The sequence below is a fragment of the Streptomyces griseoaurantiacus genome, assembly GCF_036189845.1.
Taxonomy (GTDB): Bacteria; Actinomycetota; Actinomycetes; order Streptomycetales; family Streptomycetaceae; genus Streptomyces; species Streptomyces griseoaurantiacus.
This window is the reverse complement of sequence record NZ_CP108326.1, coordinates 3313409-3338073: the sequence shown is the minus strand read 5'-3', so window position 1 is coordinate 3338073 and position 24665 is coordinate 3313409. Positions and strand designations below refer to the sequence as shown.

Annotated in this window: 26 protein-coding genes and 1 tRNA gene; 7 read left to right on the top strand and 20 right to left on the bottom strand. The window is 68.0% G+C overall.

The window, feature by feature from the left end:
• Positions 1-14 precede the first annotated feature (14 nt).
• The 14 genes from OHB09_RS14795 to OHB09_RS14730 form a co-directional block, all read right to left on the bottom strand.
• Positions 15-1400 carry a tyrosine-type recombinase/integrase gene (locus OHB09_RS14795; RefSeq protein WP_191854850.1) on the bottom strand — a complete coding sequence of 462 codons (1386 nt, stop codon included), beginning with the start codon at positions 1398-1400 and terminating at the stop codon, positions 15-17.
• 65 nt (positions 1401-1465) lie between these two features.
• Entirely contained in the window at positions 1466-1669 is a 204-nt protein-coding gene (locus OHB09_RS14790; RefSeq protein ID WP_191854849.1) for a helix-turn-helix domain-containing protein, read from the bottom strand.
• Between the two features lie 451 nt (positions 1670-2120).
• A complete protein-coding gene (locus OHB09_RS14785; protein ID WP_191854911.1) occupies positions 2121-3599 on the bottom strand; it encodes an ATP-binding protein in 1479 nt (492 codons plus the stop codon).
• A gap of 2 nt (positions 3600-3601) precedes the next feature.
• Complete coding sequence (locus OHB09_RS14780; protein WP_191854848.1) at positions 3602-4468, bottom strand: bifunctional DNA primase/polymerase; 867 nt, start codon at positions 4466-4468, stop codon at positions 3602-3604.
• A gap of 90 nt (positions 4469-4558) precedes the next feature.
• The gene (locus OHB09_RS14775) at positions 4559-5068 is read right to left on the bottom strand and encodes a hypothetical protein (protein WP_191854847.1); all 510 of its coding nucleotides are present in this window, start codon (positions 5066-5068) and stop codon (positions 4559-4561) included.
• Positions 5069-5070: 2 nt separating this feature from the next.
• Positions 5071-5328: a hypothetical protein gene (locus OHB09_RS14770; RefSeq protein WP_191854846.1), complete on the bottom strand. Its 258-nt coding sequence runs from the start codon at positions 5326-5328 to the stop codon at positions 5071-5073.
• Between the two features lie 13 nt (positions 5329-5341).
• Positions 5342-5791 carry a hypothetical protein gene (locus OHB09_RS14765; protein WP_191854845.1) on the bottom strand — a complete coding sequence of 150 codons (450 nt, stop codon included), beginning with the start codon at positions 5789-5791 and terminating at the stop codon, positions 5342-5344.
• Between the two features lie 15 nt (positions 5792-5806).
• Positions 5807-6001, bottom strand: a complete 195-nt coding sequence (locus OHB09_RS14760) for a hypothetical protein (protein ID WP_191854844.1) — start codon at positions 5999-6001, stop codon at positions 5807-5809.
• Positions 5998-6267 (bottom strand): hypothetical protein, encoded by a 270-nt coding sequence (locus OHB09_RS14755; RefSeq protein WP_191854843.1) that lies wholly within the window; start codon positions 6265-6267, stop codon positions 5998-6000. The genes OHB09_RS14760 and OHB09_RS14755 overlap by 4 nt, the downstream gene beginning before the upstream one ends.
• A 141-nt stretch (positions 6268-6408) precedes the next feature.
• Positions 6409-8580: a cell division protein FtsK gene (locus tag OHB09_RS14750; protein ID WP_191854842.1), complete on the bottom strand. Its 2172-nt coding sequence runs from the start codon at positions 8578-8580 to the stop codon at positions 6409-6411.
• Positions 8581-8670: 90 nt separating this feature from the next.
• On the bottom strand, positions 8671-9486 hold the full coding sequence (locus tag OHB09_RS14745; protein WP_213088808.1) for a phosphoadenosine phosphosulfate reductase: 816 nt from the start codon (positions 9484-9486) through the stop codon (positions 8671-8673).
• The gene (locus tag OHB09_RS14740; protein ID WP_191854841.1) at positions 9483-10094 is read right to left on the bottom strand and encodes a GGDEF domain-containing protein; all 612 of its coding nucleotides are present in this window, start codon (positions 10092-10094) and stop codon (positions 9483-9485) included. The genes OHB09_RS14745 and OHB09_RS14740 overlap by 4 nt, the downstream gene beginning before the upstream one ends.
• Entirely contained in the window at positions 10091-11209 is a 1119-nt protein-coding gene (locus OHB09_RS14735; protein WP_191854840.1) for a conjugal transfer protein, read from the bottom strand. The genes OHB09_RS14740 and OHB09_RS14735 overlap by 4 nt, the downstream gene beginning before the upstream one ends.
• Entirely contained in the window at positions 11206-11475 is a 270-nt protein-coding gene (locus tag OHB09_RS14730) for a DUF6284 family protein (RefSeq protein ID WP_191854839.1), read from the bottom strand. The genes OHB09_RS14735 and OHB09_RS14730 overlap by 4 nt, the downstream gene beginning before the upstream one ends.
• Positions 11476-12412: 937 nt before the next feature.
• Between OHB09_RS14730 and OHB09_RS14725 the strand changes: the two genes are divergently transcribed.
• Both OHB09_RS14725 and OHB09_RS14720 read left to right on the top strand, forming a co-directional pair.
• Positions 12413-13201: a GntR family transcriptional regulator gene (locus OHB09_RS14725; RefSeq protein WP_319350792.1), complete on the top strand. Its 789-nt coding sequence runs from the start codon at positions 12413-12415 to the stop codon at positions 13199-13201.
• A 2-nt stretch (positions 13202-13203) separates the two neighbouring features.
• Positions 13204-13974: a glycosyltransferase family 2 protein gene (locus tag OHB09_RS14720; protein ID WP_191854837.1), complete on the top strand. Its 771-nt coding sequence runs from the start codon at positions 13204-13206 to the stop codon at positions 13972-13974.
• On the opposite strand, the gene OHB09_RS14715 is transcribed toward OHB09_RS14720, so the two are convergent.
• Together OHB09_RS14715 and OHB09_RS14710 are read right to left on the bottom strand one after the other, a co-directional pair.
• Positions 13950-14525 (bottom strand): hypothetical protein, encoded by a 576-nt coding sequence (locus tag OHB09_RS14715; RefSeq protein ID WP_191854836.1) that lies wholly within the window; start codon positions 14523-14525, stop codon positions 13950-13952. The genes OHB09_RS14720 and OHB09_RS14715 overlap by 25 nt on opposite strands.
• Before the next feature lie 37 nt (positions 14526-14562).
• Complete coding sequence (locus OHB09_RS14710) at positions 14563-15483, bottom strand: FkbM family methyltransferase (RefSeq protein ID WP_006139035.1); 921 nt, start codon at positions 15481-15483, stop codon at positions 14563-14565.
• 283 nt (positions 15484-15766) lie between these two features.
• Between OHB09_RS14710 and OHB09_RS14705 the strand changes: the two genes are divergently transcribed.
• Positions 15767-16591: an IS5 family transposase gene (locus tag OHB09_RS14705; protein WP_006139034.1), complete on the top strand. Its 825-nt coding sequence runs from the start codon at positions 15767-15769 to the stop codon at positions 16589-16591.
• Between the two features lie 220 nt (positions 16592-16811).
• Complete coding sequence (locus tag OHB09_RS14700; protein WP_245766035.1) at positions 16812-18119, top strand: hypothetical protein; 1308 nt, start codon at positions 16812-16814, stop codon at positions 18117-18119.
• 29 nt (positions 18120-18148) lie between these two features.
• Here the strand turns inward: OHB09_RS14700 and OHB09_RS14695 are convergent, their stop codons facing one another.
• The gene (locus OHB09_RS14695) at positions 18149-18733 is read right to left on the bottom strand and encodes a DUF6461 domain-containing protein (RefSeq protein ID WP_139062962.1); all 585 of its coding nucleotides are present in this window, start codon (positions 18731-18733) and stop codon (positions 18149-18151) included.
• A 120-nt stretch (positions 18734-18853) separates the two neighbouring features.
• On the opposite strand from OHB09_RS14695, the gene OHB09_RS14690 reads away from it, so the two are divergent.
• A protein-coding gene (locus OHB09_RS14690) for an IS5 family transposase (RefSeq protein ID WP_086010925.1) occupies positions 18854-19671 on the top strand; the annotation gives its coding sequence in 2 pieces (ribosomal slippage) (positions 18854-19202 and positions 19202-19671; 819 coding nt in all).
• Positions 19672-20420: 749 nt separating this feature from the next.
• On the opposite strand, the gene OHB09_RS14685 is transcribed toward OHB09_RS14690, so the two are convergent.
• Complete coding sequence (locus OHB09_RS14685) at positions 20421-21284, bottom strand: hypothetical protein (protein ID WP_191854834.1); 864 nt, start codon at positions 21282-21284, stop codon at positions 20421-20423.
• A 385-nt stretch (positions 21285-21669) separates the two neighbouring features.
• Here OHB09_RS14685 and OHB09_RS14680 point away from each other — a divergent pair.
• Positions 21670-21737, top strand: a tRNA-Thr gene (locus OHB09_RS14680).
• Between the two features lie 28 nt (positions 21738-21765).
• Here the strand turns inward: OHB09_RS14680 and OHB09_RS14675 are convergent.
• Positions 21766-22428: a rhomboid-like protein gene (locus OHB09_RS14675; protein ID WP_328922086.1), complete on the bottom strand. Its 663-nt coding sequence runs from the start codon at positions 22426-22428 to the stop codon at positions 21766-21768.
• Between the two features lie 70 nt (positions 22429-22498).
• Here OHB09_RS14675 and OHB09_RS14670 point away from each other — a divergent pair, with 70 nt between their 5' ends.
• Positions 22499-22987, top strand: coding sequence for a GNAT family N-acetyltransferase (locus OHB09_RS14670; protein WP_328922085.1), 489 nt, complete (start codon positions 22499-22501; stop codon positions 22985-22987).
• A gap of 92 nt (positions 22988-23079) precedes the next feature.
• On the opposite strand, the gene OHB09_RS14665 is transcribed toward OHB09_RS14670, so the two are convergent.
• Positions 23080-24573, bottom strand: a complete 1494-nt coding sequence (locus OHB09_RS14665; protein WP_093595558.1) for an MFS transporter — start codon at positions 24571-24573, stop codon at positions 23080-23082.
• Between the last annotated feature and the right edge of the window lie 92 nt (positions 24574-24665).

The window sequence follows — 24665 nt, the reverse complement described above, 5'->3', positions numbered from 1 at the left end:
CTGGGGTTTCGTGTTCAGCGGACGCGACGGCGGCGCCGCGCGCGCTCGGCTCGGCGGTCCCCGGTCTCAGTTGTGGTCTCAGTGGGGGGTTCCTGGCGTGGCATGAAGGCGTCTCCCATGCGCTGCATGGCGTCCTTGGAGAGGTGGGAGCGGCCCTTGACGTAGCGCCGTGTCTGGCTGATCTGGGTGTGCCGGAGGATCTCCATGATGGTGGGCATGTCGACGCCCAGCTCATTGAGGATCGTCCCGGCGGTGTGACGGCTGCCGTCGTACAGGCGGCGGTCATCAATGCCCGCTTCGGCCAGCAGCTCTTTGAATTCCTGCCAGTCGTGACGGGGGTCGATCGGCCGGCCGTCGGGCCGGGTGAATACGGCCCCGGACTCCTGCCAGTCCTCGCCGGCCGCCGCGCGCATGGCGTCCTGCCGCTCCTTGTGCGCGAGCAGGTAGGGGAGGAACGGGGGCGGGATCGGTACCGGATTCCTGCTCTTCTTGGTTTTGGGCCGGGTGAAGACCAGCCCGCCGCCTTTGCGCTCCGGGCACGTGCTCGCGTGGCGGGTGCAGCCCTTCGGGCACGGCTTCGGGCACCCGCGCGTGTAGCCCTTGTGCGTCGCGCAGTCCGGCGGGCACGGCTCGAAGCGGTGCAGCCGGGCCCCGCAGCCGTGCGGGTCCGTGCAGCCGTGGCGCCAGGTGAGCCGCTGGAGCTGCCATTGCGGGTGGAACAGCTCGTTGTCGAGGTCGACGTACGCCCACCGCAGCCCGAGCGTTTCGCCCTGCCGGAATCCCATGCCGACGCCGACGCACCACCGCATGAAAGTGGGCCGCTTGGCCGCTGCTTCGAGGAAGGCTTTGGCTTCCTCGGTGGTGAAGGGGTTCGCTTCCGTCTCGTCCACGGTCGGCGGGTCCACCAGCGTGGCCACGTTCTCGCTGATAATCCGGCGGCGGTGGGCAATCTTGAGCGCGCGGGACAGGATGCGGTGCACTTTGAGGACGTGCGACGGGGCGTGTCCCTCGTCCAGCATCGCGCGGTACATCCGTTCCAGATGCTCCGGGGCGAGCTTGTCGAGCCGGTGCTGTCCAACCCCGGGGATGATGTCGTTGCGCGTCTTGGACCAGTAGTCGTCCAGCGATCGCGGTTTCAGCTTGAGACTCGCGATCTCGGTCAGGTACGTCTCCATCCACTGCGCCACGGTGGGCTTGCGGCCGGCTTTCGGGGCGCGCCCCTTGTCGCGCAGCGCTTCCAGCGCGCGCACCTTGCGGCGCACTTCCGCCTCGGTCTTACCGCGGCGATGACGCCGGTCGGGACTTCCGTCGTTCTTGACGCCCATCGTGACGCGGCCGTGCCACCATCCGTCAGCGCCGAAGTAGACGGACGATTCCATGTTGGGCTTGCGGGGGCTCATGTACTCCTCCGAACACGCGAAGGGACCCCGGGCGGGCGGCCCGGGGTCCCTTTCGCGCTGCGCGATCAGTTGGACTGTGGTTCGAGGGTGTTGACGAACTCTTCGAGGTGGCTCCGCTTGATGCGGCGAGAGCGCCCTCGCTTGACGAACTTCAACTGGCCGGCGGCCATGAGTTCGTAGACGGTGGAGCGGCCGAAGCTGAGAATTTCGGCGGCTTCCTCGGGGGTGTAGAGCAGACGGTCGACGTGAGCCGCAATCACGGTGCTCATCCGGGTGTCTCCTAAAGGCTTGGCGTTCCCAGGGCTTGCGCCTGTCCGAGGTGTGGATTTCTGCGTCACCCGCGTCATCTGCGTCATTCGCTGCGTTGACCTGCGGTTTCGCGGTGACGCAGCGGAACGGGGGTGTGTCATCGGTGACGCGGGCGTCCGTCACCGGGTGACGCGGGTGACGCGAGGTGACGCAGGATTCGGGGGTCTGCGTCACCCGTCTTCCGGCAGGTCAGCGCCGGTTTACGGGACGTGGGTGACGCAGGTGACGCAGGATCTTCCTACTTAGGACGAAGGGGGGTGGTGCCTGTTGTGGTGCGCGGCTTGGAGCGTGAAGAAGGGGCCGCTTCGCGGCGCGTCTGTTGCAGGGCGGCGGTGCCGCCGAACAGCAAGAGGAGCACGCGTCGCCGGGTGCTCCTCTTGCTTGTCCCCGGCGGTCCGGGGTGCCGGGCGGTCAGAACGCCGCTTCCTGCTCCGACGCCGCCGACGCGGCGGGCCGGGTGATCTCGATGTAGCGGGACGTTTTCGTGCGTCCCCAGTCGATGAGGACACCCCGGGCCGCGAGGGTGGGCTGTAGCCGCTTGAGACGGTCCGAGAGCACCTTCCCGGTCGTCGGCCACCCTTTGGGCAGAGGGCGGCATTCCTCGCCGCTGTAGAGGCCCGTGAGGGCGTGCAGCCATTCGGCGGACGTCATCCGCTGCTCGGCCCCCGGCGCGATGGCGCCGGCCGCGTGCTTGAGGACCGTCTGTGCCAACAGGTCGCCCTCGATGACGTCGTCATTGAGGTCATCCAGGCTGGCCCGGTAGGCGGCCAGCGCCCCGAGCCCGGTGGCGGCGTCGAGCTGCGCGCACAGGTGCGCGAAGTCCGCCATCCGCAGATCCGTGGGGATGTCCGCGTTCGCTGCTCGCACCTGAACGGTGAGGTCCAGGAGCGAGCCGAGGATGACGGGCAGGACCTCGGCGAAGTCGGACCACAGTTCCGCCTCCGTGCGCCGCACCCGGGGCCGCTCCAGCCGCAGGGGCAGGAGTCGTTCCGCGAGGTCGGGCCGGATGACACCGACGTCGATACCGGTCAGCAGCAGGGGGCGGCGGTAGCCGATGCGGAAGACGTCCCCGTCGGTGAACAACGCCCGCTTGACGTTCTCCGCCCCCGTCACGATGCAGCACATCGCGTCGGAGAGTTCCGGGGTCATGTGGGAGAGGTTGTCGAGCGCGGTCACCCATCCGGCGGCCACGGCGGTGATGAGGTTCTCCTCGTCCTTCGGCGCGCGGCGCAGGTCGCCGGTCATGCCCTCGATGATCCGCACCAGCATCCGCCCGCCCGTCGACTTTCCCGCGCCCTGCGGGCCCGTGAGGAAGGGAGCGGGGACGGGCACGTTCGGGGCGAGGCAGCCGACGAGCCAGGCGATGGCCAGGCACTCGGTTTCGGCGGTGGCGAAGTTGCACAGCCGCATCAACAGATCGATGCCCTTGCCGTTCGTGTCCTTCACCGGCAACGGGAGTTCCCCGGTGAGCTGGGTACGTCGCCAGCACACTTCCCGCGGGTCCGGGGTCCGGATGTCCCACCCGGCGGGGTGGATGCGCACCGACTGCCCGTCGGCCCGTCCGAGGTCCAGCCACGTGGCCCCGTCGAATCCGGGGGCGACGCGGATGTGTACGGGCTGGACGTCCTCGGTCAGCGCGAGTGCTTCGATCAGGTCGAGTGCTTCCTTCATGGCGGTGCCGTTGAAGACGCCGACGCCGTCGCGGAACAGTCCGACCATGAGTTCCTGGCGGTGACTTCCGGTGGTGCCCTGAGAGCGGATCGGGCGGGCCACGGGGTGGCCGTTGCGCTGTGCGTAGACGGTGCCGTCGGCGGTGCGGAAGTACCGGAAGTGCGATTGCGCGTAGTCGGTGATGATCTCGCGTGCCGGGGTCTTGTCGTCGTCGGACATGGTCACAGTCCCAACGTGGTGCGGGCGTTGGTCCACGCATCCGCGCAGTGCCGGGCCCTCTCGCCCTTGGCCTGCGCGGCGGTGAACAACCGGGTGACGTGGGCGTCGGTGAGGCAGCCGCACCGGCCATGCCGCGACAGCACCGCCAGGAACGTCCGGTACACCGTCGCGTGCACAGCGCCGGATGCTTCCGTGATCTGCTGCTCGGCCATGAGGATGCCGCGTTCTAGGTAGGCGGGCGTGCGGTGCGGGCACGCGCCGCCGATGCTCGCGGGCAGGGCGACGGCCGGTGCCGGACGGGCGGGCGCCGGCGTCTTCACGGCCAGTGCGCGCACGGTCTCCGGGAGGGCGGTCAGGGGGCCGGTGCCGGGGCCGAGGTAGCGGGCGTAGGACATGGTCGACTTGATGTCGACACCGGGCCGGACGGCGTTGCGGGAGGGCATGGCGCCCCGGTAGATCCAGTGCTCACCGCGCGTCGTCTCTACCGTCCGCGTAGCGGGCAGAGTCTGGCGGGCCCAGTCGACGGCCGCCGCGTCGTCCAGGTCGACGACGGTCAGCCCGGCGCCGCCGGGGTGGTAGCCGACGCACACCGCGTGCCGCCATGCCGCCGCCCACTTGGGCGAGGTGATGACGTGCGGGTCGGTGGTGGCGGCGGCCCACGCATGGCAGACACCGGGGCACTGGCAGGGGCCGGGGGTTTTCATGTTCGGCCGGCCGCCGCACGCGTTGTCCGCGCACCGGCGGCAGTTACCGAAGGGCACCTTGCCCTCGCGTAGGGGCAGCACTGGCACGCCGACGGCGGCCAGTGCGAGCGCGACGGCCAGCGGGGGACGGCCGGGTGCTCGCTGGATGGGGGAGGGTTGGGTCATGCTGGGTGCCTCCAACAGGTCTGTTGTGGACTGGTTGGCACGGGCGGCCCCTCGTTCTTTGGCGAGAGGTGGGGGCCGCCCGTGGCGTGGTTAGTGGTTCGCAGCCCAGTGGGCGTATTCCTGGCGGACGTAGCCGCGGGGGTCGGCGGTCGTGGCCGGGTGTTCGGGCCAGTACGGGGCGCCGTGGTAGTTACCGGGGCCGTTCTGGTCGTGCGCGATGAGGCGGCGGGCCGCTTCGGTGGCCACCTCGGATGCGTCGCCGGGGGAGCCGTCGTGTTCGTCGCTCAGGGCGATGCGGTCGAGCAGCGCGGCTTTGCGGAGCCAGAACTCACGGCCCAGCTCTGTGCCGAACGGCTTGTCGGCGGCCGTCTGCGCGGTCCATCCGATTTCGCGGACCATGCTGGGGGCGTGCGCGTACGCGTTTTCCGGGGTGGGCCACGGTCCCGGTTCGGGGCGGTGGTCGGCCGTCATGTAGAGGCGGACGCGGTCGTTGTCGCGGGCCGGGTACTGGCGGACGGCGCCGGCGGCGAACGCGCCGCTGAGTCCGGCGGTGACGCGGTCGGTGTCGTCCGGCTCACAGATGATGCGGATCTCGAACACGTTCAGCCTTTCGTGCAGGTGGGGTAGTGGGCGCCGCGTACGCAGTGGCGGTAGTCGCCGAGCGAGACCCGGAAATGCGTACGGCGGCCGTCGGCGGTGGTCACGGTGAGGAAGTAGCGGCGGGTCTTGGTCGCCGGCGACCAGGGGTTCGTCTTGTCGATGACGACTCCGGGCGGCCCGTCGGGCGGTGCGCATCCGGCGAGCAACGCGGCACTGACCGCGAGGGCCACGGCACCGGCGAGGGCAGAGGGGCGGTTCATGTCCTGTCCCCGGTCAGCCGTTGAAGGTGCTGCGCTTGATGACGGCCTTGCGGATGTTGACGGTGCTGCCGCGTCCGCCGGTGATCCCTCGGACGGGGAGGCGCCAGGCGAGGACGGCGAGCGCGGCCCACATCAGTGCCCCGGAGCCGATGCCGGCGGCGGCGTTGACGATCTCGCCCACGCCGTAGCCGGTGCCGGCGGCCAGGGCGCCGCCGCCGATTCCGGCGCCGACGAAGCGCTGTGCGACGGGGTCGAGCAGGGGCAGCGGGGTGAGGTCGCGCGGCTCGGGGCGGACGACGGGGGCGGGGGCGAGGTGCTTGGGCATGGGGACCATGCGTCCGTAGGCGTCGGGCACCCACACCACGGGGGCGCGTTCGGCGGCCAGTTCGACGGCGGCCGGGGCGGGCGCGTAGGTCTGGGCCGGTGTGTGGTGGGTGAGGGCGGGCAGTGTCGGGTCGTTCACGGTCGGGTCTCTCTTTCAGTTGCCGAGGGCGGTCAGGGCGTCGGCGGATGCCTGTACGAGGTTGTGGATGGGCTCGTAGGCGCCGGTTCCGGCGGTGAAGAACCCGAATAGGAACAGCACGAGGGCGGCGCCGCCGCCGGCGGAGCGGGTGCGGACGGCGAGGGCGGAGGCGGCGCCGAACAGCAGCACGGCGGAGATGTTCAGGATCATCGGGACGCTCCCGGGGTGTCGGTGCCGGCGCGGTAGATGCGCGCCCAGCGGTTGTAGAGCCAGCGGCCGGTACGGATGCGCTTGCCGGTGGCGTGGCAGCGGCGGCAGTCCTTGCCGCGCTTCATGCGGCCCTTGCGGTCGGTGGTGAGCTGGTGGCCCATGCCACGGCAGCGGCGGCAGTTGCCGAACGGCGAGGCCACACACAGTCCGCTGTAACCGAGCGTGACGACTATCAGGCAGGCGATAGCAGTGAGGACGGGGGTCATCGGGGGCCCTCCGGGCGGGTTTCCTGGGGTTTTCGCTGGTGGGGTGCTATGCACTAGATCGCAGATGGGTGCGGGTTTGGGGTGCTAGCGGGGGTGCTACCGGTAGCAGGTGTGGGTGCTACCGGTAGCACCGGTTCGGCCCTACGCGGCGCCCGGCTTTTCGTTACGCTCCGCGATCGTCTTGAGGAGGTCGGCGCGGACGATGCCGCGTCGGGTGGTGCGGGTGCCGTCCTCGGTGGTGCCGGCGACATCGCGGGTGCGGATGCCGTGCGGCTTGAGGGCGCTGGTGACGTTCTCGCCCTTCCAGCCGCCGTAGACCTCGGGGCGCAGTTCGGCGAGGCGGGCGGCGATCCGCTCGTTCCACACTCGCTCCTCGCCCTCGGGGACGACGGCGGCGACGTCGGCGAGCAGGTCGTAGGTGGGGCCGGTGACCGCCTCCGGTGCCTCCCCCAGCGCGTAGCCGGACAGCATCCCCGCCTTGTCCCGCACCTTGCGGGCGCGGGCGGCGACGCGTTCGGCGAGGGGCGCGTCAAGGAACGTGCTGGAGACGATGCGGGCGTCGGAGCCTTCGCCCACGAAGTAGTGCAGGCCCTTGTCGCCCCACGCGAACATCGTGGCCCGTACCCCGCGCTTGTAGCTGCTCGTGCCGAGGACCATGTCGTTCTCGGTCTGGCCCATGACCTTGAGGCAGAACCGTGTGCTGGCGTTGGCGCTGATGCCGGTGGGCAGCGACTTGGCGTCCGGGCGCTGGGTGGCGAGCAGCAGCACGATCCCGGTGGCGGGGCCGCGCTTGACCAGGTCGGTGGCGATCTCCTCGAACTCCTTGCCGTACTCGGGGTGTTCGAACATCACCTGGCACTCGTCCACCCCGACAACGATCGGGTGCAGACCGAGGGAGCGCTTGTCGGCAAGCTGGCTGGTCACCTTGGACTCGGGGCAGATGTCCCGGGGCAGGGAGCGGATCACCTTCGTGCGGCGGCGCAGCTCCTCGCGCAGCGCGCGGAAGTCGGCCAGCGCGTACTGAAGGGTTTCGTCTTCCTCGCCGACGCCGTGGCGGTGGGAGACGGCCTCGCCGACCGGGTCGAGGTCGCCGGTGCCCTTCATGTCGTAGGTGTGCAGCTCCGCGCGCGGGTCGAGGGCGGCGATGAGCAGCAGCAGACGCAGGAGGAACGTCTTGCCCATGCGGGGGATGGCGCCGATGATGCCGGCGATGAACATGAGCGTGACCGCGACCCAGCGTCCGCGCTGGTCGGTGCCGTAGGCGACGGGCTTGAACAGGTCGACCGTGCCGGACTTCAGCAGCGGCCATGCGGGCTTGGGCGCCGCCTTCAGGGTCTGGTCACCGACCCACAGCACCAGGTGTCCGGGGTGTTCCTCGGACTCCGCTTCCGGCCACACGCAGCCCAGCGGGCGGCGCAGGCCGGAGGCGAGGCGTTCGCGCTTCTCGATGACGTCGGTGACGGTCACGCCGAAGGGGAGGTTTCCCTCCGCGCGCCAGCCGGGGCCGTCGCGGGTGATGGGGGCGGTGAACTCGAACCCGTCCCGGCCCTTGGACTGCGCCTGATTGATCGCCGGAATGCCGATCGCTCCCAGCGCGCGCAGCACGATGTCGCTGGTGAGCTTGCTGGCCTTGGGCAGCTCCACCGCGCGGTGGATGACGGGTGCGTCCGCCTTGCGGCCGTGGGCCCCGAGCGCGAGGACCAGGGCGCTGACCGAGACGGCTTGCAGCCAGCCGGGGGCGAGCACGTACAGGGCGAGCGCGAGAGCGAGGCCGACGAACATGCCGAGCACGGCCACCAGGGTGCGCAGCCTGACGCGGCCGTCGCGTTGGCGGGAGAGCTTGAGGTATTCGGCGGCGTCCTCGCGGCGCACCGCGGCGAGGCGGACGGGCTCGCCCTCGCGGTCGGCCATCCACCGCATCGTGCCGCCGACGAAGCGGGCCAGACCGGTGGGGGCCTGCAGGGCGAGGCGGGCGGCGTAGACCGGGGTGCGCAGCGCGTGGTAGCCGGTGGCGTGGGCGTAGTGCCGGGCCACCCACGCGGAAGCGGTCTTGAGTTCGGCGACCGAGCGCAGCCACAGCGGGACCACGTCCCGCCGCTTGGCGCCGGCCAGCCGACCGAGGTAGCCCGGACCGGTCACGGCCGGGGCGGGGCGGTCGACCATGACGGGCACGGTCGGGTCCTCCGACTCGACATCGGCGGGGTCGGTTTCGCGGGCGGCACGGGCCTTGTCGAGGTCGACCACGTCGGCCCGGGTGCCGGCCATCTCGGCTTCGAGTCGGTTGAACAGTTCGTCGTCGTCGGGGTGCTTCACTGAGGGTTCCTTCCTGAACAGGGGAGGTACGGGCGGGCCCGGCCGGCGCTGTGAGAGGTGAGCGGCCGGGCCCGCAGATGAATGTGTGTGTCAGGTCATGCACCAGCCGGAGTCACACCCGGAGTCCCATTCGTCGAAGGGGAGGGTGTCGACTCCGTCGGGGATCGCGGCCCGCAGGGGCCGGTTGAACCGGGTGAGCCAGACGTGGTCTTTGCCGAGTTCGTCGCGGCGCCGGTTGAGGAGTTCTTCGAGCTGGCACGCCTTCTCGAACAGCTCCGGCTCGTCGCGGCGCATGTCGTGCCACGTCTCCGGGCGGTGGAACGGGCAAAACCAGCACGACGACTTCGGCGGCACCGGCAGGCCCGCGCTGCGGATGATGCGAGCGCAGTCGATACGGCGGATACCGCGTTCCAGCAGCGGGTATTCGATCCGCTCGTGAGGCTCGCACCGCCGGTTGTTGGCACGCTGGATCTCGTCCAGGCTGATCCCGATGCCGACGGTGGCCGGGGCGTCCTTGGTGGCACCGCGCCGTTTGAGTTCGTCGGCGATGACCTTGATCTTGAACTGGGCCGTGCACGAGCGGGTGCCAGGGGCCCCGTTCGACATCCGCACCGGGATCTTCAGCGACCGCGAGCCTTCCCGGGTGAGGTCCTGAAACAGGGTGCGGACCTCCCCCGACCGCTTCATCACCCGGTCCAGCACGACCAGCTCTATGCCGTGCTTGTCGGCGTAGGGGATGGCGTACTGACGCAGATAGCGCAGGGTGCCGGGGTGTTCGGAGTCGTCCCCGACGTTCGCCATCAGGAACGTGCGGTAGTCCAGCTCACCCCGCGCAGCGAGGACCAGGGCGGCCGTGGACTGCACACCCCCGCCGAAGCTGAACGACTTCACCGGCGCTGTGTTCATGCCGCACCTCGCCGGCCGGACCGGCGCCCGGCAACAGAGGCGAGGAGACGGCCGATCCGCGCCCGGCGCAGCCCGCGCGGGGTGCGCTTGGCCGCGTACATCGCCTCATCGGCCCGCCCGAGCAGGGCGGACAGGTCTTCGCCGGGGTGATCGGATCGGCGCACCCAACCCAGTGACACGGTGGTGTGCACTTCGGGGGCCCCGTCGACCGGACGGGCGAGGACGCGGGCCAGGGTGGCGAGACGTTCCGGTGCCGTGTGGTCGCGGTCGACCAGGACAGCGGCGAACTCATCCCCGCCCAGTCGGCCGACCACCCCGTCACGGCCGACGCTGTGGGCGAGGTGGCCGGCGACGGCGGCGAGCAGGGCGTCACCAGCGGCGTGGCCGTGGGTGTCGTTGACCTGCTTGAACCGGTCGACGTCCGCCAGCACCACGACCGCTCGCTTGTCGCGCAGCAGACGGCGGGCCCGGCGGGTGAAGCCCTCCCGCGTCCACAGCCCGGTAAGCGGGTCACGGCGCGCGGTGTGCAGGCGGCGCACCATCCACATGATGTGCACGACCCACGCGACGGCGGGCAGCGCGGCGGCGGCGAGGGTGATGGGGCTCATGCGCTCGCTCCCGCCCGCTCGGCGCGCAGGGCGTCACGCAGCTTGCGGGCGTTCGCCGGCGAGGTGCGGACGGCACGGCGGATGCCCTCGGCAGTCACCTTCCCATCCGGCAGACCCTCCATAGCGGTGCGTGCCTCGCTCAGCAACTGCGCGTAGGTGCGTTTGGGACGGGGCGACTTCGCCGCGTCGGGGACACGGCCGGTCGTCCCTCGCGGCCGGGTCGATTCCGCCGGCACGCTCCGCCGCTTCGGCGTCTCGATCGGGGCGGAAGTCGGGGCGGGGATGGCGGGCAGCGGCTTGTTGGGGGGAATCGACTTGCCCGCGTCGACCGCGACCGGTTCCGGCACGGTCAACCGGGCGAGAGTGACCACCGGCGCCGGGGTCGATCCGGGCAGGTCAGCCATAGACCGTTTCCTCATGGTGTCGGTAGATTCCTCCGCATTCGCGTCCGGCGTCGGATCGAGGGCGGGCACGGCGCTCACGCCGACGAACATCGACGCGAGAGCGGCGTCCGCGCCGTCGGTAATCCGATCGCGCTGGACGTCCAGCAGCCTCGATCCGAGCGCCACATCACCGATCCCGACCCTGCGGGCCAGCCGCCACGACTTGCGTTCGGACCACTTCTTGACCCGGTCGCTGGGGTGGTGGGCGGCGCGGGCCCGGTGGTAGGCGAGCGCCTGCACCAGGTCGGCGGTGCGCCGCTCGTTCTCGGCGTCGCGGCCGTCGGTGTGCACCACGATCCGCCGGGCCAGGAACGCCATGCCCTCGGCCGAGACGGACATGCCCATAGGAGTCAGGGCGTAGATGACCGTGCGGCCGAGGTCGGGCGCAGCCATCGCGCCCATGACGGCGGCCCCCGCCGGCAGCGCCCACAGCCCCGCCCGCACGATCCGCGGCGAGGACTGGCCCAGCATGGTCAGACCGAGCAGGACCAGCGCGAGGACGGCCGTCGCACCCTCGCCGGCGGCAAGCGCCCCCAGAGCGGTACCGGCGCCGTAGGCGTGGCCGATGTTGCTGTAGGTGCCGATCCCACCGACCACGCCGGTGGCCAGCATCGGCACGAAAGCCGCCGCGAGCACGCCGGTCTGCACCTTGGTCAGCTTGGTCGTGCTCACGCGGCACCCCCGGACACGCTCGCACCGGCCGCGCGGTTGACCAGCGTGACCCGCGCGGCCAACGCCCGACGCCGGGCCCGGCGGATACGGCGCTCGTCCAACTCGCTCGGGGCGCGGTCCAGGGTGGCGATGTGCGCGTCAAGAAGGTCGACGTCCGCCAGGATGACGGGCATCTCCTGCTCGATCGCGTCCAGCTCCGCGTTCGTCGGCTCCAAGTAGTCGGCGAACGCGGTAACAGCGTCCCGAACAGTAACGATGTGTTCCATTGGGTCGTGTTCTCCCTTGCAGGTGGCAACGGCCCGAACCGCACCCCCGGAGTAGCCGCTCCGGGGGTGCTCGCCGTTGTGGGTGGGCCCTGCCGCGTGTGCGGCGGGGGTGGTGCCCCGGCCGGGAGTCGAACCCGGCCTGCGACCATCGGGGCGGTGAAAGCGGCGGCCGTTCAGGCCGCGTGCGGATGGGGTCGGGGCGGACGAACGGGGAGCGGCGGCTTGGTCCGCTCGTGCTCAGCGCTGGCCATCAACGACCACCCCGAGCCCGGGCGTTGTCCTCGCTGCGCTTGTTCGCCTCAGCCGCCTTACGGGCGAGTTCCGCCCGCTCCGCGTCTGTCAGACTGGTGACCACAGGTGCCTCCTATACAGGTGCCTGTACGCGGTCCCCGGGGTGCATCCCGGGGACCGCTCCTGTTGTGGAGCGGTGCTTCCGGCTCCCCGCGCTCCCACCCGTACGGCCCCACGCTCAAAGCGCGAGCCGGACGGGTGGGAGAGGCAGCCGGCCGCAGCGTCAACGCTGCGAAGCCAGAGGCGGACCGAAGTGCTGCACAGGCGCCGCCGGTTGGTCCATCACGGCGACGCCCGAAGTTGTCGTTGGTGCATCGGATCTCCCGTCGGTCGAAGGGGCACGAAAAAGCACTGCAAGGGGGACCACGTCCCCACCCTCCGGCCGTTGCTCGCGGTCACCGGGCCACCTCGCCAGTACGGGCCGAAGCCCTGTTCCACCTGGCCTTTAGCGGAGTTGCAGCGTCCCCGCTCTCTGCCGTTCGCTCGCTTTCTCGCGCCGCAAGGACACAGGAATAGCAAGACCTCAACTCCTATTGAGGAGAAGTCCTCTTTAGGAGTTGGCCACGACTATGGCCTGTGTCGCAGTCAGTCGTCAAGACCTCATGAGGACTTAGGCTGTGGGGGCTACGAAGCGAGGAGAGATCGCATGGCGAAGCGGTACGAGAAGATCGCGGATGAACTGCGCGAAGAGATCCGAAGCGGGCGGCCGGCCCCTGGGGAACGGCTGCCCGCGGAAACCGCGCTCGCGGAGAAGTACCGGGTGAGCGTGCCGACGATGCGGCAGGCGATGAGCGTGCTTCAGGCCGAAGGGCTTGTTGAGCGCGTCCACGGCCGCGGCACCTTCGTGCGCAAGGAGCGGACCCGCAACCTGCGGTCGAACGAACGACACCAGTGGGAGAAGGACCGCGCTCGCAACCCTCTGGAGGAGCGTGCCGAGACGGGATCGACGGAGCACGACACCGGTCTCACCCTCTCCGACCTCGTCTTTCATGCGGAGTACGCCGAGATCGCGGCGGACGACGAACTAGCCGGCGTCTTCGGGGTCGAGGTAGGGACGCGGCTGCTCGAACGGCGTTACCGGACGCGGCAGCGGGATGAAGACGCACCCTTCTCGCTCGTCTCCTCGTACCTCGTACACGACATGGTCGCGGCGAACCCGGAGCTCCTGGACGCCGACAAGGAGCCGTGGCCGGGCGGTACACAGAACCAGCTCTACACCGTTGGTATTGAACTCGGCTCCATCGAGGAGCAGGTCACTGCCCGGCCGCCTACGGTCGAAGAAGCCGAGGAACTGGCAGTCTCTCCGGGTGTCTCCGTCCTCGTTCTCCGTAAGACGTCGAGAGCGACAGACGGCCGAGTCGTGGAGTACTCGCGGGTCATCCTCCCCGGCGACCGGACCGAACTGACCTTTGTGACCCCTCTGCGGAAGTGGTGACGGTGGCTCCCACACAGACGATCTCTGTCCTTACGGCGGTGCACGCTCCCGGCGCGCACTACCTCCCGGACGCGTACAAGTCCCTGCTCGCACAGGAACTTCCGCCCGGGTGGGCATGGGAGTGGATCGTGCAGGAGGACGGCGAGAGCACAGACGTCGAGCCGCACGTGCCGGACGATGCCCGGGTGTCGTTCGGGCAGGGCCGTTCGGGGCGAGCCGCGATGGCGCGCATGCTTGGCCTGGCCCGCGCGCGCGGCGAGATCGTAAAGGTGCTGGACGCCGACGATCAGCTCCCGCCCGGCACGCTCGCCCGAGACATTGACACTCTCCAGCGGCGACCGGACATCGGTTGGGCCACGTCCCGCGTGCTCGACCTGCTTCCGGACGGCAGCACGGTGGGATTCGAGGGGGACCCGCCCGAGGGGGAACTGGCTCGGGGCAGCGTCCTCGAGTACTGGCAGACGCACGACTTCCGCGCCCCTGTGCATCCCGCGACCTTGGCTGTGCGCAGGGACCTGCTCTTGGCGCTCGGCGGCTGGATGGCTCTCCCTGCGAGCGAGGACACCGGATTGCTCCTCGCGCTCAGCGCCGTGAGCACAGGGTGGTTCCACGCGGAAACCGGCCTCTTCTACCGGAAGTGGCCCGGCCAGGTCACGAGTGACGCCGCACATACCGCGCCGGCCGAGCGGGAGGCCCGTATGACGGTGATCCAAGCGCGAGCCGCGGCGTTGGCGGCCACGAACTGGTCCTACTCCCCGGCGGCCGGCGGCTGACTCTCCCGCCGGCTCTCCGGAAGAATCAGAGCGCGGGCCGAATGGTCCGCGCTCTGGAACGTGCCCAGCACACCCAGGTCTGCGCGCGCGGCCTCGTGGAACGCGTTGATGGCACGGAACGCCTCACGGTTGAGGTCTCGCCACTCCGACAGCGGCCCGTCCGTTGTCCCGCGTGCTCGCCAGTCCACAGCCTTCGTCGCGGTGTTCACCTCGTGCGCGGCCTCAATCACGTCCTCGTGGGCGAGGAGCATCACCCGCTCGAAAGCCCTGCTCCGCGCGGCCTCCGCATCCGTTAAGTCCTCCGTGAGGCGATCGTTCGGGCGGATCGGCCGGGCCAGACCGGTACGCGCTTCGTACAGCGCCACGGCGCTGTAGATGCACGTACGCACGGCGTCGACGTACTGCGCGTACGTCTCCAGCTTCCGTTCGTCCCAACGGGTGAGCAGAACGTGCCGGACGCGCTGCCGCTCCAACAGGTGGTTCGTGAGGTGCGTCGTCAACGCACCGATCACGACGGCTGCGATTGTGACGACCTGACCGACAAGGTCCACCCCGGCTCCCCCTGTGTCCGCGACCGCGGACATGATCTCAGGGCAGGCGGTCGGCATCCACCCGGGAGAAGACGAGATCTGATTCCCCGGTCACGTCGCCCTCCAGGCGCGGCAGCGGGGACAGCGGCGCGTGTATCGCGGCCGGGTAGGAGGCCGGCGAGTAGTCGTTCGCGAGACGATACGGGTGGAAGCCGGCGGATGCGAAGGTGCCCAGCAACTCAGCGGCCGAGTCCCCCAGCTCTGCCATCCGGGACGGCGTGACTTCCACGGTGATCTCAGCATCGGGCCGGAGCCGGCCCAGCAGGGGAGCGAGACCCCGCACGGCCTTCCCCTCCGCGCCTTCCACGTCGATCTTGATGACGCGGGCACGCTGAACCTCGTCGTCGGACAGCAACTGATGCAACGGAGAGGCGGGCACCTCGTACCGGGCCTCAATCGGGCCCTCGTACGGGACGATGCTGTTCGCCCCCATGTTGGCGGAACTGGCAAGCACGAGACTGACCGTCTCCTCGCGGTCAGACACGGCCTGATTGACCACGCGTACGTTCCCCGCGCCGTTCAGCCGCAGGTTCTCCCGCAGCAGCTCCGCAAAGGGCGGTGACGCCTCAACCGCGACAACCCCGCCGCTCGGTCCGACCAGCCGCGCCCCGAGCACGGAGTAGTACCCAACGTTCGCCCCCACGTCTACGAACACGTCCCCGGGCTTGAGACGACTGCTCAGCCACCCCGTGAGATTCGGCTCCCACACGCCGAACATGTAGATGTACCGCTGGATGAGGTCCTGCGTATCGACGTTGAAGCGCGCCCCGAAGCGAGTACGGCACCGTCGACGCCGAGGCGCCTCTCGCAAGGCATCGTTGAGGTAGGCGCCGACGACGCGCGACTTGCCTACGGAACCGGGAACGTGCCGGACGTAGGCGCGCGCGATGGCCGGAGGAAGAACAGACAAACCCGCCACAGTGTCTCCCGGAGTTGTTGGGCAACGGACGAAACCAAGGCTAAGTGAGCGTATGGTTCGCTTTCGCGGTAGTTCTTGGCAGATTGCGCCCCGGCGTGGTTGCTGTACGACGACCCCGTATACGGGGATAAGCCCTCAATGGCCCAGTTGGGGAGTCTGAACGGCGCATGTTTTCGCCCAGTAATGCACCGCCTCATTTAGCAGTGCCCCGGCTTGCCCCGATGCTTCCATCGGCGACCCGCGCACTCTCCCTACGCTTGCCACGGTCCCGTACTCCGGCAGTATGCAGCCCAGGCGCCGCTACCCCAGCGACCTGTCCGACGCGCGATGGGAACTCATCCGCCCCACCCTCCAAGCCTGGCGGGACGCCCGAGCCGGCATCCGCCGCCCCACCCACGACCTGCGCGACCTCATGGACGCGATCCTCTACGTCGACCGCACCGGCATCCCCTGGCGCTACCTCCCGCACGACTTCCCACCTCACCAGACCGTCTACGGATACTTCGCCAAATGGGAGACCGACGGCATCTTCGACCAGCTCACCGGCCTCCTCCGCCGGCTCGTCCGAGAACGCGAGGGGCGCGACGCCCACCCCAGCGCCTGCGTACTCGACTCGCAGTCGGTCAAGACCTCCGCCAACGTCCACCTCGCCGACCAGGGCTACGACGCCGCCAAGAAGATCGCCGGCCGCAAACGACACATCGTCACCGACACCCTCGGCCTACTCCTCACTGTCCTGGTTACCTCCGCGGCCGTCCACGACTCCACCGCCGACACCCACCTCCTGGACCAGATCGCCGCCCGCCACCCCCGCGTCACCAAAGCCTGGGCCGACTCCGGATACAAGAACGCCGCCGTCGAACACGCCGCCACCCGCGGCATCGACCTCGAAGTCGTCCACCGCACCCCCGGCAGCCACACCTTCACCGTCCAACCGCGCCGCTGGGTCATCGAACGAACCCTCGGCTGGCTCATGCACCACCGCCGCCTGGCCCGCGACTACGAAACCCACCCACACCGATCAGCCGCCATGATCCGCATCGCCGCCATCGACCTCATGAGCCGCCGAGTCACCCAGGAAAGCACCACCAACTGGCGCGACACCTAACCCCGAACCAAACGGACACCAGCGAACCAAACGCTCACTAAGGCCAGTAGGGCCGCGATACAGGACGAAAGTGATGACTGGCGAGTGGTCAACGTGACTCGCCATAACGTTTTCACCCTCGGCGTTTGCATCATGCACAGGTTGAGCACACATGCCGAAGAGGCCCGCATCCGCCTCGCGCTCAGGCATCGATTGGACAGGTAACCCCGAGAGGAACCATATGCGTAAGTTAGCGTACGCCGCCCTGCTCTCGCTCGCCTTACTATTCAGCACAACAAACACTTCTTTCGCGGCGCCGAGCCTACCCAATCCAACTTCAGGCACCTCGACGCAAAGGCATGAGGATGCCGAGTTGACGCCGCTCAGAGGTGTACCGAGTGTCGTCGATTCCGCGTCGTGCGACGACATCAAAAATGATGTTATGAAGCTCCGCGAGAACGAAAAAAAAGGGGCTTTTGGCTGCTTCTCGATGTCACCTGAGAAAACAGACACCGCGCGCTCCACCATTACTGCCGGCATCCCGACCAATGCCTGCAAGGGTCGAGAAGACGGTAAGTGGTATGCGAACCGAACGAGTCAGTGCCTCATCGCCCCTGCCCTTGATTACACGCTGTGGGACGATGGCAAGATTGTCGGCACCGCAGTGTTTGCGGTGGCCCAGGAGATTGACCTTTCAGTCACGAGCCTGACGTGGACAGAAACTGATCAAGTTGCCCTACTGGAGGCCACAAACCTCGCGCAGGGGCTGCGAGTGAACTGGACCACCCAGTGTGCCGGAACGTGCTCTTCACCCACTGTCGAGCCCTGGCCGATGGGAACCCCTATCACAGTCGGACAGACTTTGAAAAGCACCTACAGCCTGTCGGATGTACCCACTACCGTCTACGACTATCTGGACCAGAGCTACTCCCTGAGCGTATCGCAGCCGAACTCCACCATCCTGACGTCTGCCAACTGGGGAGGAGTAGACATACGCTGCGACGACAGCATAGCCATAACTAACTCGGCGGGCTGCATCATCCCGGGGCACACGCCGACTTTCGACATGTCACGCCTGCTCTACGGGTCATCGGCTGACATGATTTCCTGGGCTCAGATCAACTTGGCCCGACACTGGGGACTTCCCGGTTCCGGGCAGCCCCTGCACCGCCTACAAAAAAGCACCGAGCAACGGAAGAACCGCACGGCCATATGCGGTGCATCGAAGTTCGTCCCGGATCCCGGCATCCCGGACGACAGCTGCGACGAGTTCCCTTTCGCAGGCACGTATGAGAGTGCTGCCCTCAACGGCGTCGACGACGGTCGCAACTGCGCCCAGACGACAGCGGTGAACACTGGAAGTTCGGGCTACTTGCCCGCCGACTGGGCCACCATCATCCCGATCGGCGCTCACTCGGGAACGGAAGCCTGCGTTCGCGGCCACATACCGAGTAGCCTGAACTCGGATGCCGGCGGGGGGTACGGGAATTTCGTGAAGGCGGCTCGACTCGCTGATGGTGATCCTTTTTGGCTCAACGTCGTGAGTTGACCTCGGTGACGGTCGAGTTGTCGTGTCCTTCAGGGCAGCTCGACCGTCACTGATGAACGGTCCAAGGAATCACGGGAAACACGCAACCCGAATTCTTCTTCAATAGCCAGAAGCACCGCCACCGGTACAGAGAGTTCTTCGTCCGTTTCTTCGTCGTCCAAATCCTCTTCGAGAACACCTGCATGCCCCAACGCACGAACCAGTCGTTCAGGTGCCGCACCTTTGACAAGGGAAAGCCAGTCGTCGAAGTACCCCAGTACCCTCCCATCTTCCGCATGCACCACTTTTGTGGTGCTGTCGAGAAGATGCCATGCGCCGACCACCTCACCCGCCTCAGACAAAGCGGAGACGACTTCCGGCGCAAAGAGGTCACCGCTGGGGTAGAGCTCCAAAAGTACCGTCCACTCGCCCGCATGCAGGACACGTAAGGCCTTGTTGCCCGGCTCAGAGGCATAGTGCTGCAGCGCTTCATTGAGGGTCCAAAAAGAGCTCTTCACCGAATCGATGCCAAGGCGGACAAAGAGTGAATCATCACTGATTCCACGGACGAACAGGAGACAGTATTGATCCTCGTACCTTCCTTTGAACGCTTCATGAATTGTGGACGTTCCCATCGTTCTCCCAAGTGCTGTGAGCCAGTAGCCGCAGTGGCGGTTCAGTGAAACCGTATCTGATCCGCAGCTGACTGTTACCTTAGACCGTGTCCTACGTGGCGGTGGCTCGTTGGCCCGTTCATGGGGCGGGGTACGTGGAGTTGGATTGTTCCGGACGGGTTATGGGAGATCGCGAGGCCGCTGATCCCGCCGTCGAAGGTGCGGCCGCAGGGCGGCGGAACGCAGGACATCCCTGATGAGACGTTGTTCGCGGCGATCATCTACGTGCTGGTGTCCGGCTGCGCCTGGCGGGCCCTGCCGCCGTGCTTCGGGATATCGAAGTCGACCGCCCACCGGCGGTTCCTCATCTGGTCGAGAGCCGGTGTCTGGGGCCGGCTACACGAGGCCGTGCTGCACCGGCTCGACGACGCCGGCCTCCTCGACGTCACCCGCGTCGTCCTCGACACCGCCCACGTGAGGGCTAAAAAAGGGGCGAACACACAGGTCCGAGCCCCGTGGACCGGGGCAAGCCGGGTTCCAAGATGCACGTCCTGTCGGACGCGAACGGACTGCCCCTTCTCGTCGGCGTCTCGGCCGGCAACACCCACGACAGCGAAGGGCTGAAGCCGATGGTGGAGGGTCACCAAACGAGACACGACCCCCACCGCGGCCGCTACTTCAAGCCCCAGCGTCTACATGCGGACAAAGCCTACGACCACGCCGATCTGCGCAGATGGCTCCGCGGGAAGCGCATCGGCGTGCGCATCGCCCGCAAGGGCATCGAGTCCAGCGAGCGATTAGGGCGACGCCGCTGGGTGATCGAGCGCACCATGTCGTGGCTGTCCGGCTACCGCCGGCTCAGCCCCCGCTACGAACGCGATCCCCGCAACTACCTGGCCTTTCTCGGCCTCGCCGCCGCCCTCTGCTGCTACAAGCGACTTGTCCGCCTCACCACGTAGGACACGATCTAAGCCCGCGCTCCAATTTCGACCGGGCTGCTCGCCGCTTGCCAGCTTGTGGTTGGGGCGCGCGCCAGTCGGTGAAATGGAAGGGAAGCGGCTGCTCCGGGAAGTGGATGTGCAAGCACCTCAATATTAGTCCGGCGAATTTCTTCGATTCCCTTCATTCGAACGCCTGGTGCGGGGGATCGCGACAGCTGGGGACCGACGCGGCTCTGTCACATCCTGATCTGCTACGTCGATAAGCATACCGAAAAGCCAAAGCAGGCGGATGGCGCGCAGTGCACCCAACAGGAATGCTCCCTCGACTAACCAGCCTGTGAGGCCAGGCTTTTTGCCGGTGTCAGCGATCAAGGCGAGCAAACAGATCGCGGTGACTACCAACATGGAAGAGAGGATGCTGCTCCAATTACTTCGCAGGCTGGTGCCAAATCGACGGCGAATCTCAAGCATCCTCCTGCCGCTCGCCGTGGCATATTGACTGATTGCAGCTGTGCCAAACCCGCCAATTAGGGCGGACGCGGATGCGGCTGTTGTATAGAAGTCCTTCCTGCGGTCAGTGCTGAGTGACGCAAAGAGGGCATCGCTGTTAGTGAAGTGGCAATACGCAAGGTGGGTGAAAAGTAACGCTACGGTCGCGAGCCAGTCGACCCCGGGCCGTTCCCCCCACAGGTTGCGTAGGCGCCGTGCCAGAACACCCAAAGATGCCATGTGACTACCCCCCTGGACTGAGGCTTGTCACTGTAGACCTAGCCACTGACAGCGCCTCGAAGATCGTTCATGTGCTCTTGGGCGGCTTCCATGATTGCTTCGACTGCTGCTGTGTACCTCGGGCGCGCGTCTTCGCTGCTTCTCACCTCAACACGCTTCTTTGCGGTCACATGGTGCTTGAGGAAGTCAAGCGGCTCTTCCTTGATATGGCCATCCTCGGTGGGGAGACTGACTAAGGCCCTCGCGCGCTCGATGCCGCTGGGGCCAATTAGGTAGCCCAGTTCGGACATGAAATGCATGGCGTCTTCCTGGAGACGTCTATGCCCTCGGGCGCGGGAGGTGGCTTGCCCCCGCTTGGGTACTTCGACCTTCCAGGTGATGCGGTGATCTGGATAGCGGTCGCCGGCCTGCTTGAATCCAAAAATAGACGAGCTATCCGGTGGCATGAAGGCCGGGTTGGGGCGAAAGGTGAACTCGAAATTATGTACTGCCTTGGCATTTTGCAGTTTTGTCCAGACGTCCTGGCTGATTACCGGCCAAAGGGCGATCTCTTCTGCGGCTAATCCGCAGGCGTTCATCCATCGTTGAATGGCTGTGGCGCGCGGAGAAGCCTGACTGCTTCCCATCACCCCGATGATGTTGCGGTGTTCCAGGAAGCAGATTGTCGTGATGTCGACGAATCCGCGGTTTCCGTCTAGTCGCAGATCTTCGATGTGGCCATCGTTTAGATCTACGGTTTGCATCTCACCGGACCCGATCCGCCCCACGAGTAGATGCATCGCGTCCGAGAAAAAGACCGCTTCCCCAATGTAGCGATCCCCGTCGGGTGTGACGAACCTTCGCTCTTCGTACGGCTTAGCGGACATCTCTTCCAGTGCCCGTTGCCAGGGCACGTCGTCCATGCGTGGGTTGTAGTCGTCCTTTGCGCGTACCACTTCGTAGAAGTAAACGGTCCTGACGCGTCTTGTCGTCACGAAGCCCCCCTCGCGCTGCACAGGTTGAGAGGTGATGCTATCGCCTGAAGCTCGGATTGATCAGTGCATGCGGCAACTTATGATGTGCCTCGAACCTGCACGTGGGGCAACTGTGCGCGGACAGAGCCTGAGCTGGAGTTGGTCCTGCCGGCGGCATGGCACGTGCGCGGTCTTTGTATCTGCCGACTCATACGGCGGTGGTCTCAGTCCTGGTCTCAACGGTCTTCGGTTCCACGTCCGTCCGCAGTCGTCCACTGAGGTTCGCCAACCCACCTGAACAGGCAGGGAGCGCGATTGGCGGATGCTGCCGGACGCCCCCGGACCAAGATCGGACAACTTGTAATGCGTAGGTCGTCGGTTCGAATCCGACAGGGGGCTCCAGGAAACAGCGGTACGGGGCAGGCCCGGGTCAGTCGATCCGGGTCTTTTTTGTGTGCGTATGCGGTCGGGTGCGGATCAGGGGGTGGCAGGCGAGGCCGGTCAGGAGGGCGAGGAGGTGGCCCAGGTCGGTGACCGTGTGGTGGGTGAGGAGGGGGACGGTGAGGGCGGTGAGCAGGACGGCGGCGTAGGCGTGGCGCCAGGGGCGTGGGACGCGGTAGGTGAGGATGCCCATGACTCCGGCGAGGGCGTAGCTCACGCCCGTGTCGAGGGTGTCGACGGCGGAGTGCGGCGCCCGGCCGAGGTGTATGGCCCAGCGGAGGGCGCCCTCGCTGGCGAGGGTGGCCAGTACGTGGGCGGCGGCGCAGACGGTGAGCCAGCGGGCGGTGCCGAGCCAGTGCTCGGCGCGGGCGTGGAAGAGGGCGTAGAGGGCGGCATAGGGGAGCCAGTGGCCGTCGTCCGTCCACAGGGCGCTGGAGACCAGGACCCGTACGGGGTGCTCGGACAGTTCGTGGATGTTGGTGGACCGGTGCAGCAAGAACTTGTGTGCGAACTCGGGGGACATGCGGTGGAGCGCGAGGGTGGTCCCCAGGAGGGCGAGCAGCCAGAGGTACGTGCCGGGGGCGCTTCGTACGTGGTCCCACAGCCGGCCCGCGCGCCACGCGCGCGTGGCCGTCGTCGCGCGCTCAGCCATGCGTTCAGGGTGACAGGGGCGCCGTGATCCCGCAGCGTCCCGCCCCTGCGCCGTGTGTGACACTGCCCGCATGATCCGCACCGCGACCCCCGACGACGTCCCCGTGCTGCACGCGATGATCCGTGAGCTGGCCGCTTACGAGAAGGAGCCCGAGCAGGCACGGGCGACGGAGGAGCAGTTGCGCGAGGCGCTCTTCGGGGAGCGCCCGGCGGTCTTCGCGCATGTCGCCGAGGCGGACGGGGAGCCGGTCGGGTTCGCGCTGTGGTTCCTGAACTTCTCCACCTGGCGCGGAGTCCACGGCATCTACCTGGAGGACCTGTACGTGCGCCCGCACGCGCGCGGCGGCGGTCACGGCCGGGCGCTGCTGACCGAGCTGGCCAGGATCTGCGTGGCGCGCGGCTACGAGCGCCTGGAGTGGGCGGTGCTGAACTGGAACGCCCCCTCGATCGGGTTCTACGAGTCCCTGGGCGCCCGCCCGCAGGACGAGTGGACGACGTACCGGCTGACGGACGGCGCCCTGGCGGCGCTCGGCGGGACGGGCACCGGGCCGGAGGACTGACTCGACGGCGACAACGAATTGACTCGCGGCAGCGGACCGAGTCGGCAGCGGGCCGAGTCGACGGCGGGCCGATTCCTTCGCGGGCCGGCTCGTCAGCGAACCGACTCGGGGACCGGGGTCTGCGCGGGTGTGCCGTGCTTGGGTGCCCGGGCGGTGACCATGGTCCCGGCGACCACGGCGGCCAGCAGGAACACGGCCGCCGCCCACCACAGGGCGACCGTGTAGCCGTGCACGATGCCCTCGCGGATCACCAGGTTCCGGCGGGAGGGATCGGTCAGGTGCGCGGCGACGAACGCGGTCGCGCTGCTCGTCGCGATCGTGTTCAGCAGGGCCGTGCCGATGGAGCCGCCGACCTGCTGCGAGGTGTTGACGGTCGCCGAGGTCACGCCCGCGTCGCGGGGGGCGACCCCGGCGGTGGCGGTGGCGAAGACCGGCATGAACGTCAGCCCCATGCCGAGGCCCATCATCAGCAGCGGGGGGAGGATCTCGCCGGTGTACCCGGAGTTCACGGTCATCCGGGTGAGGATCACCATGGCGGCCGCGGAGAGGAGCATGCCCGGCACCATCAGGACGCGAGGCGGCACGTGGTTCAGGAGCCGGGCGGAGATCTGGGTGGCGCCGACGATGATCGCGACGGTGAGCGGCAGGAAGGCGAGTCCGGCGCGGACCGGCGAGTAACCGAGGATGACCTGGAGGTAGTAGGTCATGAACAGGAACATGCCGAACATGCCGATGACCGCCAGGGCCATGGTCAGGAAGCAACCCGCCCGGTTGCGCTCGCGGATGATGTGCAGCGGCAGCAACGGATCGGGGGCCCTGGCCTGCCACCACACGAACACGGCGAGCAGCACGACGGCCACCGCGAACAGGGCGAGCACGAAGGGGTCGGTCCAGCCGCGGGGCTGCGCCTCGCTGAAGCCGTAGACGAGGGCGACGAGGCCGCCGCAGCCCAGCAGGACGCCGGGCACGTCGAGGCGGGCGTCGCCGCGTTCTGGTCGGTCGTGGAGCAGGGCGATTCCGCCGAGGACGGCGACGGCGGCGATCGGGATGTTGACGTACAGGCACCAGCGCCAGCTCAGGTACTCGGTCAGCAGCCCGCCCACGATGAACCCGATCGCCGCGCCGCTGCCGGCCAGGGCGCCGTAGATGCCGAAGGCCTTCCCGCGTTCCCTGGGGTCGGTGAACGTGGTGGTGAGCAGGCTCAGCGCGGAGGGGGCGAGAACGGCGGCGAAGACGCCCTGCAGGGCACGGGCGCCGAACAGCATGCCGGAGCCGTTCGCGGCGCCGCCGAGCCCGGAGGCGAGGGCGAAGCCGATCAGCCCGATGAGGAAGGTGCGCTTGCGGCCGGCGAGGTCGGCGATCCGCCCGCCGAGCAGCAGCAGACCGCCGAAGGCCAGGGTGTAGGCGGTGATCACCCACTGCCGGTTCGCGTCGGACATGTGCAGGGCGTGCTGCGCGGAGGGCAGGGCGATGTTCACGATCGTCGCGTCCAGGACCACCATCAGTTGGGCCAGGGCGATGATCACCAAGACCCACCAGCGGCGAGGGTCTGCCTCCGTCGCTTCGCCCATTCGGGTGGCGCTCATGGGGTTCAGAACATCACGAATGCGGACATGTCGCATCTCCGGTGGTGGGGAGCGCGCGCCGCGCGCCAGGGCGTTGTCAGTGGGGTGGGGCA

Excerpts from the sequence above, each read along its gene's own strand:
- OHB09_RS14780 (WP_191854848.1), bottom strand. The coding sequence starts at position 4,468 with ATGACCCAACCCTCCCCCATCCAGCGAGCACCCGGCCGTCCCCCGCTG.
- OHB09_RS14755 (WP_191854843.1), bottom strand. The coding sequence starts at position 6,267 with ATGACCCCCGTCCTCACTGCTATCGCCTGCCTGATAGTCGTCACGCTC.
- OHB09_RS14685 (WP_191854834.1), bottom strand. The coding sequence starts at position 21,284 with ATGGACGACGTGCCCTGGCAACGGGCACTGGAAGAGATGTCCGCTAAG.
- OHB09_RS14730 (WP_191854839.1), bottom strand. The coding sequence starts at position 11,475 with ATGGAACACATCGTTACTGTTCGGGACGCTGTTACCGCGTTCGCCGAC.
- OHB09_RS14675 (WP_328922086.1), bottom strand. The coding sequence starts at position 22,428 with ATGGCTGAGCGCGCGACGACGGCCACGCGCGCGTGGCGCGCGGGCCGG.
- OHB09_RS14770 (WP_191854846.1), bottom strand. The coding sequence starts at position 5,328 with ATGAACCGCCCCTCTGCCCTCGCCGGTGCCGTGGCCCTCGCGGTCAGT.
- OHB09_RS14725 (WP_319350792.1), top strand. The coding sequence starts at position 12,413 with ATGGCGAAGCGGTACGAGAAGATCGCGGATGAACTGCGCGAAGAGATC.
- OHB09_RS14760 (WP_191854844.1), bottom strand. The coding sequence starts at position 6,001 with ATGATCCTGAACATCTCCGCCGTGCTGCTGTTCGGCGCCGCCTCCGCC.
- OHB09_RS14670 (WP_328922085.1), top strand. The coding sequence starts at position 22,499 with ATGATCCGCACCGCGACCCCCGACGACGTCCCCGTGCTGCACGCGATG.
- OHB09_RS14700 (WP_245766035.1), top strand. The coding sequence starts at position 16,812 with ATGCGTAAGTTAGCGTACGCCGCCCTGCTCTCGCTCGCCTTACTATTC.
- OHB09_RS14785 (WP_191854911.1), bottom strand. The coding sequence starts at position 3,599 with ATGTCCGACGACGACAAGACCCCGGCACGCGAGATCATCACCGACTAC.
- OHB09_RS14790 (WP_191854849.1), bottom strand. The coding sequence starts at position 1,669 with ATGAGCACCGTGATTGCGGCTCACGTCGACCGTCTGCTCTACACCCCC.
- OHB09_RS14745 (WP_213088808.1), bottom strand. The coding sequence starts at position 9,486 with ATGAACACAGCGCCGGTGAAGTCGTTCAGCTTCGGCGGGGGTGTGCAG.
- OHB09_RS14695 (WP_139062962.1), bottom strand. The coding sequence starts at position 18,733 with ATGGGAACGTCCACAATTCATGAAGCGTTCAAAGGAAGGTACGAGGAT.
- OHB09_RS14795 (WP_191854850.1), bottom strand. The coding sequence starts at position 1,400 with ATGAGCCCCCGCAAGCCCAACATGGAATCGTCCGTCTACTTCGGCGCT.
- OHB09_RS14740 (WP_191854841.1), bottom strand. The coding sequence starts at position 10,094 with ATGAGCCCCATCACCCTCGCCGCCGCCGCGCTGCCCGCCGTCGCGTGG.
- OHB09_RS14705 (WP_006139034.1), top strand. The coding sequence starts at position 15,767 with ATGCAGCCCAGGCGCCGCTACCCCAGCGACCTGTCCGACGCGCGATGG.
- OHB09_RS14665 (WP_093595558.1), bottom strand. The coding sequence starts at position 24,573 with ATGAGCGCCACCCGAATGGGCGAAGCGACGGAGGCAGACCCTCGCCGC.